This window comes from Paenibacillus sp. VTT E-133280, from assembly GCF_002264385.1.
GTDB lineage: Bacteria > Bacillota > Bacilli > Paenibacillales > Paenibacillaceae > Paenibacillus_AQ > Paenibacillus_AQ nitricinens.
Genome location: NZ_NFUX01000111.1, coordinates 1 through 13,627 on the forward strand (window position 1 = coordinate 1; position 13,627 = coordinate 13,627).

The 13,627-nt window shown below is 45.0% G+C and carries 11 protein-coding genes; 9 read left to right on the forward strand and 2 right to left on the reverse strand.

Translation table 11 applies throughout. The features are described from left to right. Nucleotides 1–212: 212 nt before the first annotated feature. The 5 genes from CA600_RS29090 (at nucleotide 213) to ftsY (ending at nucleotide 7,432) form a co-directional block, all read left to right on the forward strand. Nucleotides 213–446 (forward strand): acyl carrier protein, encoded by a 234-nt coding sequence (locus tag CA600_RS29090; protein ID WP_036686493.1) that lies wholly within the window; start codon nucleotides 213–215, stop codon nucleotides 444–446. Between the two features lie 229 nt (nucleotides 447–675). Continuing rightward, a complete protein-coding gene (gene fabF / locus CA600_RS29095; protein WP_076282776.1) occupies nucleotides 676–1,914 on the forward strand; it encodes a beta-ketoacyl-ACP synthase II in 1,239 nt (412 codons plus the stop codon). Between the two features lie 12 nt (nucleotides 1,915–1,926). Beyond that, nucleotides 1,927–2,631 carry a ribonuclease III gene (gene rnc / locus CA600_RS29100; protein ID WP_042127220.1) on the forward strand — a complete coding sequence of 235 codons (705 nt, stop codon included), beginning with the start codon at nucleotides 1,927–1,929 and terminating at the stop codon, nucleotides 2,629–2,631. Nucleotides 2,632–2,802: 171 nt separating this feature from the next. After that, nucleotides 2,803–6,372: a chromosome segregation protein SMC gene (gene smc, locus CA600_RS29105; RefSeq protein WP_094874593.1), complete on the forward strand. Its 3,570-nt coding sequence runs from the start codon at nucleotides 2,803–2,805 to the stop codon at nucleotides 6,370–6,372. A 52-nt stretch (nucleotides 6,373–6,424) separates the two neighbouring features. Beyond that, nucleotides 6,425–7,432, forward strand: a complete 1,008-nt coding sequence (ftsY, locus tag CA600_RS29110) for a signal recognition particle-docking protein FtsY (RefSeq protein WP_094874594.1) — start codon at nucleotides 6,425–6,427, stop codon at nucleotides 7,430–7,432. Nucleotides 7,433–7,551: 119 nt separating this feature from the next. Here ftsY and CA600_RS29115 read toward each other — a convergent pair whose 3' ends face one another. Continuing rightward, complete coding sequence (locus CA600_RS29115; protein WP_094874595.1) at nucleotides 7,552–8,439, reverse strand: DUF1835 domain-containing protein; 888 nt, start codon at nucleotides 8,437–8,439, stop codon at nucleotides 7,552–7,554. Nucleotides 8,440–8,792: 353 nt separating this feature from the next. Here CA600_RS29115 and CA600_RS29120 point away from each other — a divergent pair, with 353 nt between their 5' ends. The 4 genes from CA600_RS29120 to CA600_RS29135 all read left to right on the forward strand — a co-directional run bounded on the left by CA600_RS29120 (nucleotide 8,793) and on the right by CA600_RS29135 (nucleotide 13,089). Then, nucleotides 8,793–10,256 (forward strand): circularly permuted type 2 ATP-grasp protein, encoded by a 1,464-nt coding sequence (locus CA600_RS29120; protein WP_042127226.1) that lies wholly within the window; start codon nucleotides 8,793–8,795, stop codon nucleotides 10,254–10,256. Between the two features lie 68 nt (nucleotides 10,257–10,324). Next, on the forward strand, nucleotides 10,325–11,278 hold the full coding sequence (locus CA600_RS29125; RefSeq protein WP_094874596.1) for an alpha-E domain-containing protein: 954 nt from the start codon (nucleotides 10,325–10,327) through the stop codon (nucleotides 11,276–11,278). Beyond that, nucleotides 11,275–12,141, forward strand: a complete 867-nt coding sequence (locus CA600_RS29130; RefSeq protein ID WP_094874597.1) for a transglutaminase family protein — start codon at nucleotides 11,275–11,277, stop codon at nucleotides 12,139–12,141. Before CA600_RS29125 ends, CA600_RS29130 begins: the two co-directional genes overlap by 4 nt. A 138-nt stretch (nucleotides 12,142–12,279) precedes the next feature. Continuing rightward, on the forward strand, nucleotides 12,280–13,089 hold the full coding sequence (locus CA600_RS29135; RefSeq protein ID WP_094874598.1) for an SDR family oxidoreductase: 810 nt from the start codon (nucleotides 12,280–12,282) through the stop codon (nucleotides 13,087–13,089). On the opposite strand, the gene CA600_RS29140 is transcribed toward CA600_RS29135, so the two are convergent. Then, the gene (locus CA600_RS29140; RefSeq protein ID WP_094874599.1) at nucleotides 13,081–13,557 is read right to left on the reverse strand and encodes an SRPBCC family protein; all 477 of its coding nucleotides are present in this window, start codon (nucleotides 13,555–13,557) and stop codon (nucleotides 13,081–13,083) included. The two genes, CA600_RS29135 and CA600_RS29140, sit on opposite strands and share 9 nt — an antisense overlap. Between the last annotated feature and the right edge of the window lie 70 nt (nucleotides 13,558–13,627).

Below are 13,627 nucleotides of genomic sequence, written 5' to 3' on the forward strand. Positions count from 1 at the left end.
AATATAAGAAAGTATAAGTTTCACACTATACTTATCCTTATATTTCTCGCTAAAACACTTACCGTCCTTATAAGGAGGCCGAAGGCGTTTTATGCTTGGGAGAAATTACACTGTTTTAAAGATGAAATGTGAGGGATCAGGAAAGCGTTTTTTGCGGTCTATGGTATTTTGACCTCATATCTCGTATAATACCAAAAGAGGAGGTGAACCGGATGTCCGATGTATTAGAGCGTGTAAAACGCATTGTCATCGACCGCTTAGGTGCCGATGAAGCTGAGGTAACATTAGAAGCGTCTTTCAAAGATGATTTAGGTGCTGATTCTCTTGATGTAGTAGAATTGGTTATGGAATTGGAAGATGAATTCGACATGGAAATCTCTGATGAAGATGCAGAGACGATTACGACCGTGGGTGAAGTTGTGAAGTACATACAATCTCATACCTAGAGTCATATGATTGAGAGTCCCGTTCCAACTTGGGCGGGGCTTCTCCTCATTTATACAGCATTAAAGATGTATTAAAGGTTGCCATGTGCAGCTTTATAGGGATTATAACAGAACCGCGAAAGCTTTAATGATGCGGTGATCGCTGTTCATATAGTAATAATTTGCAGTATATTTGCAGTATATAAGTACTGAATATAATGTATACAACCTATAGATGGGGTGATTGTGTTTGAGTCATAGAGTGGTTGTAACCGGGATGGGCGTAATTACGTCACTAGGGAAAGACTTGGAGACGTTCTGGGATAATCTGATGAGCGGTAAATCAGGTGTATCGATGGTTGAAGCGTTTGATGTCAGTGAATACACTACGCAAATTGCTTCATCAGTTAAAGACTTTGATCCTGAGGCGCTTTTTGGCCGCAAGGAAGCCCGCAAAATGGACCGTTTTGTACAATTTGCAGTGGCTGCCGGTGAAGATGCATTGCGCGACAGTGGACTTAAGATCGGTGAAGATATCGATGCTGAACGAATCGGTGTATCTGTTGGTTCGGGTATCGGTGGTCTTGGTACTTGGGAAGACAATCATAATCTGTTGCTTGAAAAAGGGCCAAAACGGGTTAGCCCGTTCTTTATCCCGATGATGATCGCTAACATGGGTTCTGGGCAGCTGTCCATTAACCTCGGTGCAAAGGGACCGAATACGACTACAGTGACAGCCTGTGCTACAGGAAGTCATTCCATTGGGGAATCATTCCGTCTGATTCAACGTGGAGACGCGGATGCTATGATCTGCGGTGGTTCGGAAGCGACCATTCGTCCAACAGGAATGGCAGGATTCTGTGCAATGAGAGCGATGTCCACTCGTAATGATGAGCCGGAGAAAGCTAGTCGGCCATTTGATGTAGATCGTGATGGTTTCGTTATGGGAGAGGGCGCTGGAATCTTGATTCTGGAATCCCTTGAACATGCTGAGAAGCGTGGAGCGAAGATTTATGCTGAGGTTATCGGCTATGGTCTAAGCGCTGATGCTCACCATATGACTGAACCGGATCCAGATGGAGCAGCTCGCTGCATGAAGATGGCAATCCGTGATGCTGGTATCTCTCCTGAAGATATTGATTACATTAACGCACATGGTACTTCAACGCCTGTAGGAGATCGATCAGAAACGGCTGCTGTTAAGAAAGCATTGGGCGAACATGCCTATAAAGTAGCTATTAGCTCAACGAAATCCATGACAGGTCATCTTCTAGGTGCTGCCGGTGGTGTAGAAGCTATTATCTGCGGACTCTCTTTGCAAAAGGGTATGATTGCACCAACGATTAATTTGGACAACCAGGACCCGGAATGTGATTTGGATTATGTACCAAATGTTCCACGTAAAGCGGATCTTGATATTGTAATGTCGAATTCGTTTGGATTCGGGGGACATAACGCAACAGTTATTCTAAAAAAATATAATCAGTAAGGGGACAGCGCGGTGAAAGGAGAACTGAAGCAGTTACAACAGCAACTTCAAATCCAATTTCACGATTCTGTGCTTCTGAAGCAGGCCTTTACCCATGCATCATATGTGAATGAACACCGTTTCAATCAGCATCAGGATAATGAGCGTCTCGAATTTCTAGGGGATGCTGTACTGGAGCTGACGGTTTCTGAATATTTGTACAATCTGTTGCCAGATCGACCTGAAGGGGAACTGACCAAGCTACGTGCCGCTATCGTATGCGAGCCTTCGCTGGTTAAGTTCGCTGAGAGTTTAGGTTTTGGCCGTTATGTACTGCTGGGAAAAGGGGAAGAACTTACGGGCGGACGTACTCGCCCGGCCCTGCTGGCTGATGTGTTCGAATCCTTCGTGGGAGCGCTTTATCTTGACCAAGGACTGGAAACTGTACGGTCTTTTCTTGATAATCACGTATTTCCACTTGTGGAGACGGATGGGAAACTGCAAATGCAGATGACCGATTATAAGACGGAACTGCAAGAGCTAATTCAGCAGCACAATATGGGTACGTTGGAATATCGGATCATTGAAGAACGGGGACCCGCGCATGAGCGTGAATTCGTCTCTGAAGTGTTAATGACTAACCGTTCACTTGGTAAAGGGAGCGGCCGCTCGAAGAAGGAAGCAGAGCAGCAGGCTGCAGCAGCTGCACTGTTGCATCTGAAAGAAGATGGTGCCTGAATTTTGCATCATGTGGACAAGCGGAGGAGAGCAGCAAAGGTCTGAATACCGGCGTTTAGGCGGAGCTCAGACCGTTGCTGCTCTTTTTCGAAAGAATAGCCAAGCTTCATTTTGAAGCTATTTTAGGCGAATAAACGCTATGGTATAATGGGTCAGAGGTGATAGGCAAGTATGTTTTTGAAACGGATAGAATTAGCTGGTTTTAAATCATTTGCCGACAAAACAGAAATGGAATTTGTGCGCGGAATAACGGCCGTAGTGGGTCCGAACGGAAGCGGCAAGAGCAATATTTCTGACGGCATACGCTGGGTGCTCGGCGAACAGAGTGCTAAATCACTGCGTGGCGGCAAGATGGAAGATATTATTTTTGCCGGTAGTGACGCGCGTAAAGCTGTGAATTATGGTGAAGTATCACTTACGCTCGATAATGAGGATCACACGCTTCCATTGGATTTCAGCGAAGTTACAGTGACTCGGCGTGTTCACCGTAGTGGTGAGAGTGAATATTTAATTAATAAGCAATCCTGCCGACTGAAGGATATCACAGAGCTGTTCATGGATACCGGTATCGGGCGTGAGGCTTATTCGATTATCGGACAGGGTCGGATTGAAGAGATTCTGAGTACTCGTTCCGAAGATCGGCGAGGCATCTTTGAAGAGGCATCGGGTATTGTAAAATATAAATCGCGCAAAAAAGATGCAAGTCGTAAGCTTGACGACACGGAGCAAAATTTGCTTCGTATTCACGATTTGATTAGTGAGCTTGAGGATCAGATTGGTCCACTAAAGGATCAATCGGAGAAGGCCATTCGCTTTAAAGAGCTTCGGGAACAACTGAAGCATCAGGAAATTTCAGTCTATGTGCATCAGATTGAAGGGATTCATACAGCTTGGCAGGAAGGTAACACAAAGCTCGAAACTTTAAAGGATGAGCAACTGGAATTATCTACTGTAGTCTCAGCCCATGATGCCAAGCTGGAAAGCGGACGTGCCGAACTGCGCGCGTTAGAAGAACAGATCGAGAAGCAGCAAGAGCAATTGCTCCGTTATAGTGAGGCTTATGAGAAGAGCGAAGGTTACGGGGAAGTGTTGAAGGAACGCAAGCGTAATCTTGAGAGCAACCGAGAACAGTTAATGCTCACATTAGGTTCTGTAGGTGAACGTTCTGCGGATCGACAACGCGAGCTTGGAGATTTAGAAGCTAAGCTCGAAGCGTCCCGTCTCAAGCTTGTTGAGCTTCGGAAACAGATCGAAGCGGAAGAGACAAGACTCGAAGGTGTCGCTGACGGTATTAGTCAGAGCCAGGAGGAGAAGCTGAAAAGTGCTCTCCTGGAGTTAATGAACCTTATGGCGAATGCGCGTAACGAAATTCGTTACGCGGATCAACAGAAGGAGAATCTGGAACGTCGTATGAGCCGCAGTGAAGAAGAAAGCGGCAAATGGACTGCACGGCATGAAGAGTTGTCTGCTAACCAGAAAGGGTTAAAAGATAAGATTGCCCAGCTTGGAAAAGAACTAAGCAATCTTCGTGGTGCTTATATTACTGAGAGTGAACAACTTAGTAAACGTCAGAAGCTGATTGAAGAGACGCAATCTGGTCTGAGAAAGTGGGAACAGAAGCGGGAAGCACAAGTCTCCCGTCACGAGACCATGAAAGAAATGCAGGATGATTTCGATGGCTTTATGCTTGGGGTTAAAGAAGTTCTCAAAGGAGCCCGTAAAGGACAGCTTAACGGTGTGCATGGTGCGGTTGCTGAACTCATCTCCGTTCCGGAGAAGCTGGAAATGGCTGTTGAGACTGCGCTGGGTGCATCGCTGCAACACGTGGTTATGGATAATGAGAGCGTGTCTCGCCAAGCGATATCTTTCCTGAAGCAACGTCAATTGGGACGAGCTACTTTTCTACCACTCGATGTTATCCGGCCACGCCAAATTTCCGGTAGTGACCGTGGAATGGTGGAAGATGCTGAAGGTTTTGTTGGAATTGGTTCCGAACTCGTTGGATACGATGATAAGTATGCAAGTATTATTGGCAGTTTGCTTGGTAATGTAGTTATTGCTGAGAGCCTGGAGCAGGCGAATCGTATCGCCGCTAGATGCCAGTATCGTTATCGTGTGGTTACGCTAGAGGGTGATGTAGTCAATGCCGGGGGCTCCATGACTGGTGGTAGCCAGCATAAGAAGAACAATAGCTTACTTAGTCGTAAACGCCAGCTGGATCAGCTGAGCAGTGAGATCGAAGAGAGCGAGCGTCAAATTGTTAAGCTGAAGCAAGGCATAGCCAGACTTCGTGAAGAGCAGGAGAACGCTAGCGTGAAGCTAGAGGACCTGCGCCGTGATGGTGATGAGAAAAGACTGGAAGAGCAACGTGTTTCTGGCGATTTGAAGCAGCTTGAACAGGAGCTTCGGCATGTGCAGGAACAAGTGGAGAGTACAGGCGCGGAACGTAGTGGTTTTGAAAGTGAGGTTCGCGCGCTTGAGGAGACTCGAAAACAAGCCTCTGCTGAGCTTGAACGTCTCGAGAAGGAAGAGAAGGAAGCTCATGAGGGTATCCGTAATGCCGAATCGGCGCGTAAAGCGAATGAATCTGCGAAGGAAGAGTTGCAAGGTAAGCTGACCAGTATGAAGGTTTCGGAAGGCAAGCTCGATCAGGAGATCTTCTCCTTGGAGGAGCAATTACGTCGTCTAAGACAAGATGCGGGTTCACAGGATAAAGAGCTGCGCCAGAATCGAAATCTGTTACATACGATCGAACAGGATTTGGCTAGTAATGCTTTGGAAACCGTGAAACAGAAAGAAGATTTGAATAGTTATCGTCTGAAGAAGGAAGAGACAGCCGGTACTTTGGATCTAGCTCGGGCGGAACGTTCCGCGTTAACCCGTAAGCTTGAGCTAGAGGAGGGCAAGACCAAGGATCAGCGTCAGGCACTTAGAGTCGTGGAGGACAAGCTGCGTTCAACTGAAGTTTCTGTGGGTCGTCTGGATGTTGAACTTGATAATATTCTTCGTAAGCTGAGTGATGACTACGAGCTAAGCTATGAACTAGCGAAGCAACGTTATCCTGTACCTGAAGATGTGCCTGCCGCACAAGCGGATGTACAGCGTCTGAAACGCAGTATTTCTGCACTTGGCGAAGTGAACTTAGGTGCGATTGAAGAATATCAGCGTGTTCATGAGCGTTATACCTTCCTCAGCGGACAAAAAGATGACCTGGTCGAAGCCAAGACTACCTTGTACCAAGTTATCCGTGAGATGGAAGATGAAATGTCCAAACGCTTCAAACAGACCTTTGATGCGATCCGTAAACAATTCGGTACGGTGTTCTCGAAGCTGTTCGGAGGCGGACGAGCGGATCTCATGCTGCTGGATCCAGAGCATATGCTGGAAACAGGGATAGATATCGTAGCCCAGCCACCGGGTAAAAAGCTTCAAAACCTACAGCTCCTATCCGGTGGGGAACGCGCTTTAACTGCGATGGCCCTCTTGTTTGCCATCCTGCAAGTGAAGCCGGTTCCGTTCTGTGTACTGGATGAGGTAGAGGCTGCGCTAGATGAAGCGAATGTCGTGCGTTTTGCACAGTATTTGCGTGAGTTCTCAGAACAAACGCAATTTATCGTCGTTACACACCGCAAAGGAACGATGGAAGAGGCGGATGTGCTCTACGGAGTGACGATGGAAGAAGGCGGAGTATCCAAGCTTGTCTCTGTACGTTTAGAGGATGAGGAAGCAGAGATCGCATAACGGCGTGACGAAATGTAGAGCTTTTTAATACAAAACTTTTAGGAGGAAACAAATGAGCTTTTTCAGGAAGTTAAAAGAAAGCATTTCCGGCAAAACGGAAAGTGTAACCAAACAATTCCGCGACGGATTAGAGAAAACCCGTAAAGGCTTTGTCGAGAAGGTAGCAGACCTGATTATCCGACGTAAAAAAATAGATGAAGAGTTCTATGAAGAGCTGGAAGAAATCTTGATTGGTGCGGACGTAGGTGTTAATACAGTAATGACACTTGTCGAGGATCTGCGCGCTGAAGTGAAGCAAAAGCGAATTGAAGATGCAGCTGAGCTGCAACCCATTTTGTCCCGTAAGCTCATGGAATTGCTGCGCGGCGATGACGATAACAGCCTGAAGGAAAATCCGGATGGCATTACAGTTATCTTGTTCGTTGGGGTAAATGGAGTAGGCAAGACGACTACGATCGGTAAACTAGCACATCGTTACAAACAAGAGGGTAAAAAGGTTCTTTTGGCCGCAGGGGATACGTTCCGTGCCGGAGCGATTGAACAGCTCGAAGTTTGGGGTCAACGTGCTGGCGTAGACGTAATTAAGCAACAAGCTGGCTCTGACCCGGCCGCTGTTATGTTCGATGCTGTTCAAGCGGCTAAGCAGCGGAATGTAGATATCTTGATTTGTGATACGGCAGGCAGACTTCAGAATAAGAGTAATCTGATGGAAGAGCTCAACAAGATTTTCCGTGTTATTCAAAGAGAAATTCCTAGTGCTCCGCATGAAGTGCTGATGGTGCTAGATGCGACCACAGGTCAAAATGCGCTTACGCAAGCCAAGCTATTTGGTGAGAAGAGTGGGGTAACAGGGCTCGTCTTGACGAAGCTGGATGGTACAGCTAAAGGCGGAATTGTAGTAGCCATTCGTCAGGAAATGAACTTACCAGTGAAGCTCGTAGGACTGGGAGAAAAGATGGAAGATTTGCAGCCATTTGATTCTCAGCAGTTCGTGCATGCTCTTTTTGCCGGATTAATTACCGAGGAAGAAGAGTCAGAAGAATCGGAAGAGCAAGCTTAGTTCAATCATCCACACAACTTTCATAAGCAACATTTACAAGGAATGTCCTCGAAGCTATATTTAGTTATGAGGGCATTCCTTTTTTATTAAATGCTAGTTAGTTGTTAATGTAGTGACCACTAAGGAATTCTTAAAAAGTACAAATGCAGCGCGTAGGGTATCCCTTTAAATAACAGCTTTCCCTCACTAATAAGCCTCCAAAAGCGATATTCTATAAATGAGGTACTGATAAATAAATTCCACTGCCCTATAATTGTACCTGCAATAAGTCCCGCATTTACGAAATGATCGCCCTGTTCATTCTTTTGCAGTTGCAGAATTAAGGACAGAATGTCTTCGTCATAGTATGTTTCGGGTACATTCGTTAGTTGACCTTTGGACCATACTCGAAGCATATCCTCAGTGTTGCTGATTTCTTGCCACTCCAGTTCATACTGTTTTCTCTTTGCGGAGGTAAGGGGCTCCGTATTTTCGGTGTTTTTGATAATAATTTGCACCGCTTCGTTTGGGAGCTGACCCAGGGATTGGGGAGATAAGCCCATGCTAAATTGATCCGTAATCCCGGGAAGCTTCTCATAAGCTTCGATTGGATTTATAACATGAACAGGTTGCTTCCGCTCACTAATAACAGAAAGTGAAAATCGTAAACCTGTCTGATCATGGGAGTTGTCTCCGCACCAAATAGTGATTTTTTTGTCCTCGGGAATTTCTTTTAAGGTCTGAATCATAGCTTCCAGTTTATGCTGGGGATTGAGATGATAACCCTGATCCGGAAATCGTTCCTGAAACCATAACTCACGGGCATGACACCCTTCATCATTATCTAATTTGCACAGCGGTCCAGCAGAGAACGTCTCATTAAACGAAAGTACTCTTATTAAATGACGTCTACCTACACGACTAAGTGCTACCTTCATCGAACCCGCTTCTGATAAGCCAAATAAAAGAAAAATATGATTCCGCCTAGCCTCTTCCTGCTCCATGGTCATAGTATATTTGTGATCCATTTGTTCACTCTCCTAACGTTCCAAATTATACCATATAACTGAATTCACCTCCCCAGAAAACTATATAAAAAAACCAACATATGAAAAATTCATAATAGTACTGCTTGTCACTACTCCTGCATACAATTCAATGAAGAAACTACACTTCAGCTCCGACAGCCTATATAAGAGAGAAAGGAAGCGATTCCAAACCGCGGAAATATTCAGAGATCACATTTCTCTGTTATATATATTGACATCGGCAATAGAATTTACGTATTATGGGAATACAAAACAATATTTTCATGGATATTTTCAGGAATTAAAGTATAGGTTGTTAGTAAAGATAACATTTATCGAAAGGAGTCGGGCTCATGTCCAAATTAGATCCTCTGCCAGGTCTGTCTCCATATCCGCTGCAACATTTTTTTGATGAAATGTATGCAGATAAGAGAAATGTCCGGCCGCATTACAGACATGTGAATCGCATGTTTTCCGGAATGAGCTCGGAAGAGCTGCAGGGTAAGCAGAATTTGATGCAGCGCAGGATGATGGAGGAAGGAATTACTTTTACGTTATACAATCCGGCTCAGGATCATCCCATGGAGCGTACGATTCCCTTCGATATGATTCCACGCATTATACCTAAAAATGAATGGGAGAGGCTAGAGGCAGGAATAATTCAGCGTATCACGGCTTTGAATCTGTTCATTCATGATATCTACCATGAGCAGTACATCGTAAAGGATGGAATAGTTCCAAGGCGTATGATCATCTCCAACTGTTATTTTCGTCCCGAGATGGCTGGTCTAAGGGTGCCTGGTGGAGCCTACATCACTACCTCGGGAATCGATCTGATCCGCCATCATGATGGGCAATATTATGTGCTTGAAGATAATCTACGAACGCCTTCAGGGTTTTCATATCTTTTTAAAGGCAGAACCCTGATGAATCAGTTGTTTCCAGAATTGTCCTTTGCCAGCTCCATCCGGGATGTTGATCATAGCTTGAATCGCTTCTTGTCCGTTCTACGTAGTTTATCACCCTCACGAAAGTCAGATCCGGTTATCGCACTTCTTACACCTGGGGAATACAATTCTGCTTATTATGAGCATGCTTTTCTAGCACAACAGATGGGTATACATTTGGTAGAAGGACGAGATTTGGTTGCAAAGGATCACAAAATATATTTAAAAGAAATGAACGGACTTCGCCGTGTAGATGTACTGTATCGGCGTTTGGATGATGATTTCATTGATCCGTTAGCTTTTCAGCCGGATTCACTTCTAGGGGTGGCGGGTCTGATGAATGCGTATCGGGCAGGGAATGTAGCGATTGCTAATGCCCCGGGGACTGGTGTTGCTGATGATAAAGCGATGTATGTCTATGTACCGGATATGATTCGTTATTATCTGAATGAAGAACCGATTCTTGGAAATGTCCCGACCTATTTGCTAGGCAGACCTGATGAACGTTTATATGTCCTTGAGAACCTATCTGAAATGGTTGTGAAGGAAACCTCTTTATCCGGGGGATATGGAATGCTGATCGGAAGTGAAGCTACGAAAGAGGAGCTGGCTGAATTCAGAATGAAGATTATTGCCGACCCGGAACGTTATATTGCGCAGCCGATCATGTCTCTATCTAGAGCACCGGTATTATCAGGTGGAACAATGGCACCGAGACATATCGACCTTCGGGCGTTTGTATTAATGGGTGCTGACCGGAAGCCGCATGTTATACCTGGGGGATTGACACGGGTGGCTATGAAAGAAGGATCATTGGTCGTGAATTCCTCACAAGGTGGTGGCGTAAAGGATACTTGGGTCATGGCATGATACTGCTATGTAGATGAAGTGAATAATAAAATGCAGCATCAATTTGTAGGATAAGGGAGTGGCTGGAGATGCTGAATCGAAATGCTGAAGCTTTGTTCTGGATCGGCAGATATATTGAAAGGGCAGAGAATCATGCGCGGCTAATCAATGTTCATTATCATATCCAGCAGGAAGAGGATTTTCATGAAGAAGGACATAAATGGTCAAGGTTAATCGATGCGCTAGGCGTTCGAGGTGAATATATGCAGCAGTTCGAAACCTTTTCCGAGCAGGATGTCCTATCTTTCATCACACTTGATTTAGGCAATTCTAATTCATTATTCTCTTGTGTACATCATGCTAGAAATAATCTGCGGACACTCCGTCAGCAGCTTCCAAGTGAATTATGGGATGTTGTCAACAGCTTCAACCTATGGCTTGGTGAGCGGTCTGTTGCAGATATTATGAGTGGTCCACATCAGTTCTATCAGCAGGTTAAGGAGCGTACAGCCATGTTTCTCGGTGCAGAGCAGTCGGTCATGCTTAGAGGGAATGAGTGGCATTTCATTGAGAGCGGACGGTTTCTAGAGCGGGCAGAGAATACAACTCGTATCTTGCAGGCGGTCATTGTCTCATGCCGGTTTAAGGAGCTTAACGCGGTTTATACTCAGTTGCAGGCGGTGCTTAAATCTGTTAGTGGGTACCAGGCGTTTCGCCGTTATTATGCTGATGCTATGTCCCCGGAGAGCATTTTAGATTTCTTGATTGCAAATCCCAAATTTCCGCGTTCCATTCGTTTTTCTTTTCATCAGCTGGAAGAGCATTTAGCAAAGCTTGAACTAGATTCCTCAGAGAAAGGTTCAGGCCATGAGAAGGTTATCCGTCAAGCGGGTAAGCTAAAAGCAGAGCTGGATTATATGGAAAAAGAAGAAATGTCCGGCGAGCTAGTGGAAGATGTGCTTAAATCGCTGGTGATATCCTGTCAAAAACTTGGTAAAACAATGGAGGGCGCCTTTTTTCGGCGAGAAGGAGTGTCTGTATGAAGATTCAAATCAATCATACCACCACATACAGCTATCCAGAGCCGGTTACGGACAGTGTCAATGAGATCAGACTCACGCCACGCACGAATTATCGCCAATCCTGTTATCACCATGAAGTGGATATTTACCCGCCAGCAAATCTTTTAACCTATGAGGATTTCTTCGGAAATCGGGTCCATGCCTATTCGGTTAATAAGCCGCATACGGAGATGGTCATCCACACTAAAGCTACTGTAGTTACACTGGATAAAGCTCAGGGGACAGACCTCCCGAGAACAACTCTTGAAGAACAAATTAGATTGTTAAATGACGAGGGATTTCAGAACCGTTATATTGAGTTTATTTTGCCGACTCGTTATACCGAGGTGACGCCTGAATTAGTGGAGTTTGCCTCACAGTACCCTTTTAATGAAGCAGAGGATATGTATGAATGGATTCTTAAATTATCTGCGACGATTTATGAACAGTTCACCTATGACCCTGAGGCTACAAGTGTAAATACTACGGTAAAAAAAGCACTGAAGCTTAAACGCGGTGTATGTCAGGATTATGCTCATCTAATGATTGCTGTCTGCCGTAGTGTCGGTCTGCCGTCCAGATATGTAAGTGGATATCATTTTGTCGGTGATTTGCAAGGGAGTAATGCTAATTTTGAGCAAGCCTCACATGCTTGGGTGGAGACTCACATTCCGGGTACAGGTTGGCTTGGTTTCGATCCGACGAATAATGTTGAGGTCAATTGGCGTTATATTAAGTTAGGTCACGGACGGGACTACAAAGATATTGTACCTGTAAAAGGCGTATATCGTGGTGGAGCAGGCACTCTGACCGTGAAAGTGGACGTGCGGAAGCTGGACAATTAAATGGATCAATATAGATGAAACTCTCTGTTCAAGCTTTTGAACGGGGATTTTTTTTGTGAAGATGATTCCAGTGTACATGGTTTTGGGTAATCTTGATCCATAGTACATCACTTAGAGATCTTAAAGGAGAGATTACTTATGAGTCCAAACATAGCTAAGAAACAAAGATTTATTGGGAAAACAGCAATTATTACCGGAGCGGGCTCAGGAATTGGCCGGGCTACCGCTATTAAGCTGGCGAGGGAAGGTGCTAATGTAGCGCTTTTTGATTTGAATCTTGAACGTACCTCATCTTTAGCGGATAAGTTGAACAAGTTTCGCAAAGATAGTGCATTAGCCATAGAGGTAGATACTTCGGATGAAAAAGGGATGGAGGAAGGCGTTCGCAGGACAGTCGAACAATTCGGCAGCTTAGATGTAGTATTCGCTAACGCGGGAATCAATGGTGCGGTCGGACCTATAGAGGAACTGAGCTTGAGTGATTGGGAACGCACGATGTCGGTGAACTTGACGGGGACCTTTTTGACCTTTAAATATACGATCCCTCATCTGAAGGATAAAGGGAAAGGTAGCATTATCATCACTAGCTCCATCAATGGGAATACTAGATTTGCCAGCTTTGGATGGTCTACGTATAGCACTACCAAAGCTGGACAGGTGGCTTTTGCCAAAATGGCTGCACTTGAGCTTGCTAAGTTTAAAATCCGAGTGAATGTGATCTGCCCCGGGGCGATTGCTACCAATATAGATGAAACCACTGAAATGAACGAAGAGGTAGAAACGATTGTCATTCCGATTGAATTTCCCGATGGTGCGCAGCCGCTGGCAGATGGGCCGGGTAAACCGGATAATGTTGCCGATCTAGTTTCTTTTTTGGCTTCCGATGAATCCATTCATATTACAGGTGCGCAAATTGTGATTGATGGAGCAGAGTCTTTATTATCCTAATTTAGAGATCGCTTCTTGGTATTGTTCATACCAAACGTTCCATTCAGCTTTTCGCGACTCTAGCGTGGTACCATCCAGAAGATGCTGGATCACATCCAGACATACATGCCAGCCAGCTAAATCTCGGGGTGTGTGTGGCGTGAGCGTCCGGATCGTTTCATTCAAGACGAGTAAACATCCTTCTGAATTTGGATATAGCTCAAAGCGAACTGAATCTTCAGCCCACGTAAATTCAAGAACGGATTCATGTTGCAGGGCGGTAATCGTCATTTCTTCAAAGGTCCCGTCTTGCATATCAAACTTGATTAATCCACCTTTACGCAGGTCTTCAACACGTAATTCAGTGAACCATAAAGCAAGCTTCTCATTCTCTGTCAGAAAGGACCATATTTCTGATGCGGGATGTTTTAGTTGACGTTCGAAACGAGCGACATAATGATCATCAACTTTTTTGAGGTTAGCTATCATGTTATATTTCTCCTTTGGACTGCTGTTGTAGTCCTTTTTTATTGTTTAGGAAATTATACAATACAAAAAA

Coding starts and splice junctions, on each gene's coding strand:
- CA600_RS29090 (WP_036686493.1), top strand. CDS start 213: ATGTCCGATGTATTAGAGCGTGTAAAACGCATTGTCATCGACCGCTTA.
- smc (WP_094874593.1), top strand. CDS start 2,803: ATGTTTTTGAAACGGATAGAATTAGCTGGTTTTAAATCATTTGCCGAC.
- ftsY (WP_094874594.1), top strand. CDS start 6,425: ATGAGCTTTTTCAGGAAGTTAAAAGAAAGCATTTCCGGCAAAACGGAA.
- CA600_RS29115 (WP_094874595.1), bottom strand. CDS start 8,439: ATGGATCACAAATATACTATGACCATGGAGCAGGAAGAGGCTAGGCGG.
- CA600_RS29120 (WP_042127226.1), top strand. CDS start 8,793: ATGTCCAAATTAGATCCTCTGCCAGGTCTGTCTCCATATCCGCTGCAA.
- CA600_RS29125 (WP_094874596.1), top strand. CDS start 10,325: ATGCTGAATCGAAATGCTGAAGCTTTGTTCTGGATCGGCAGATATATT.
- CA600_RS29130 (WP_094874597.1), top strand. CDS start 11,275: ATGAAGATTCAAATCAATCATACCACCACATACAGCTATCCAGAGCCG.
- CA600_RS29135 (WP_094874598.1), top strand. CDS start 12,280: ATGAGTCCAAACATAGCTAAGAAACAAAGATTTATTGGGAAAACAGCA.
- CA600_RS29140 (WP_094874599.1), bottom strand. CDS start 13,557: ATGATAGCTAACCTCAAAAAAGTTGATGATCATTATGTCGCTCGTTTC.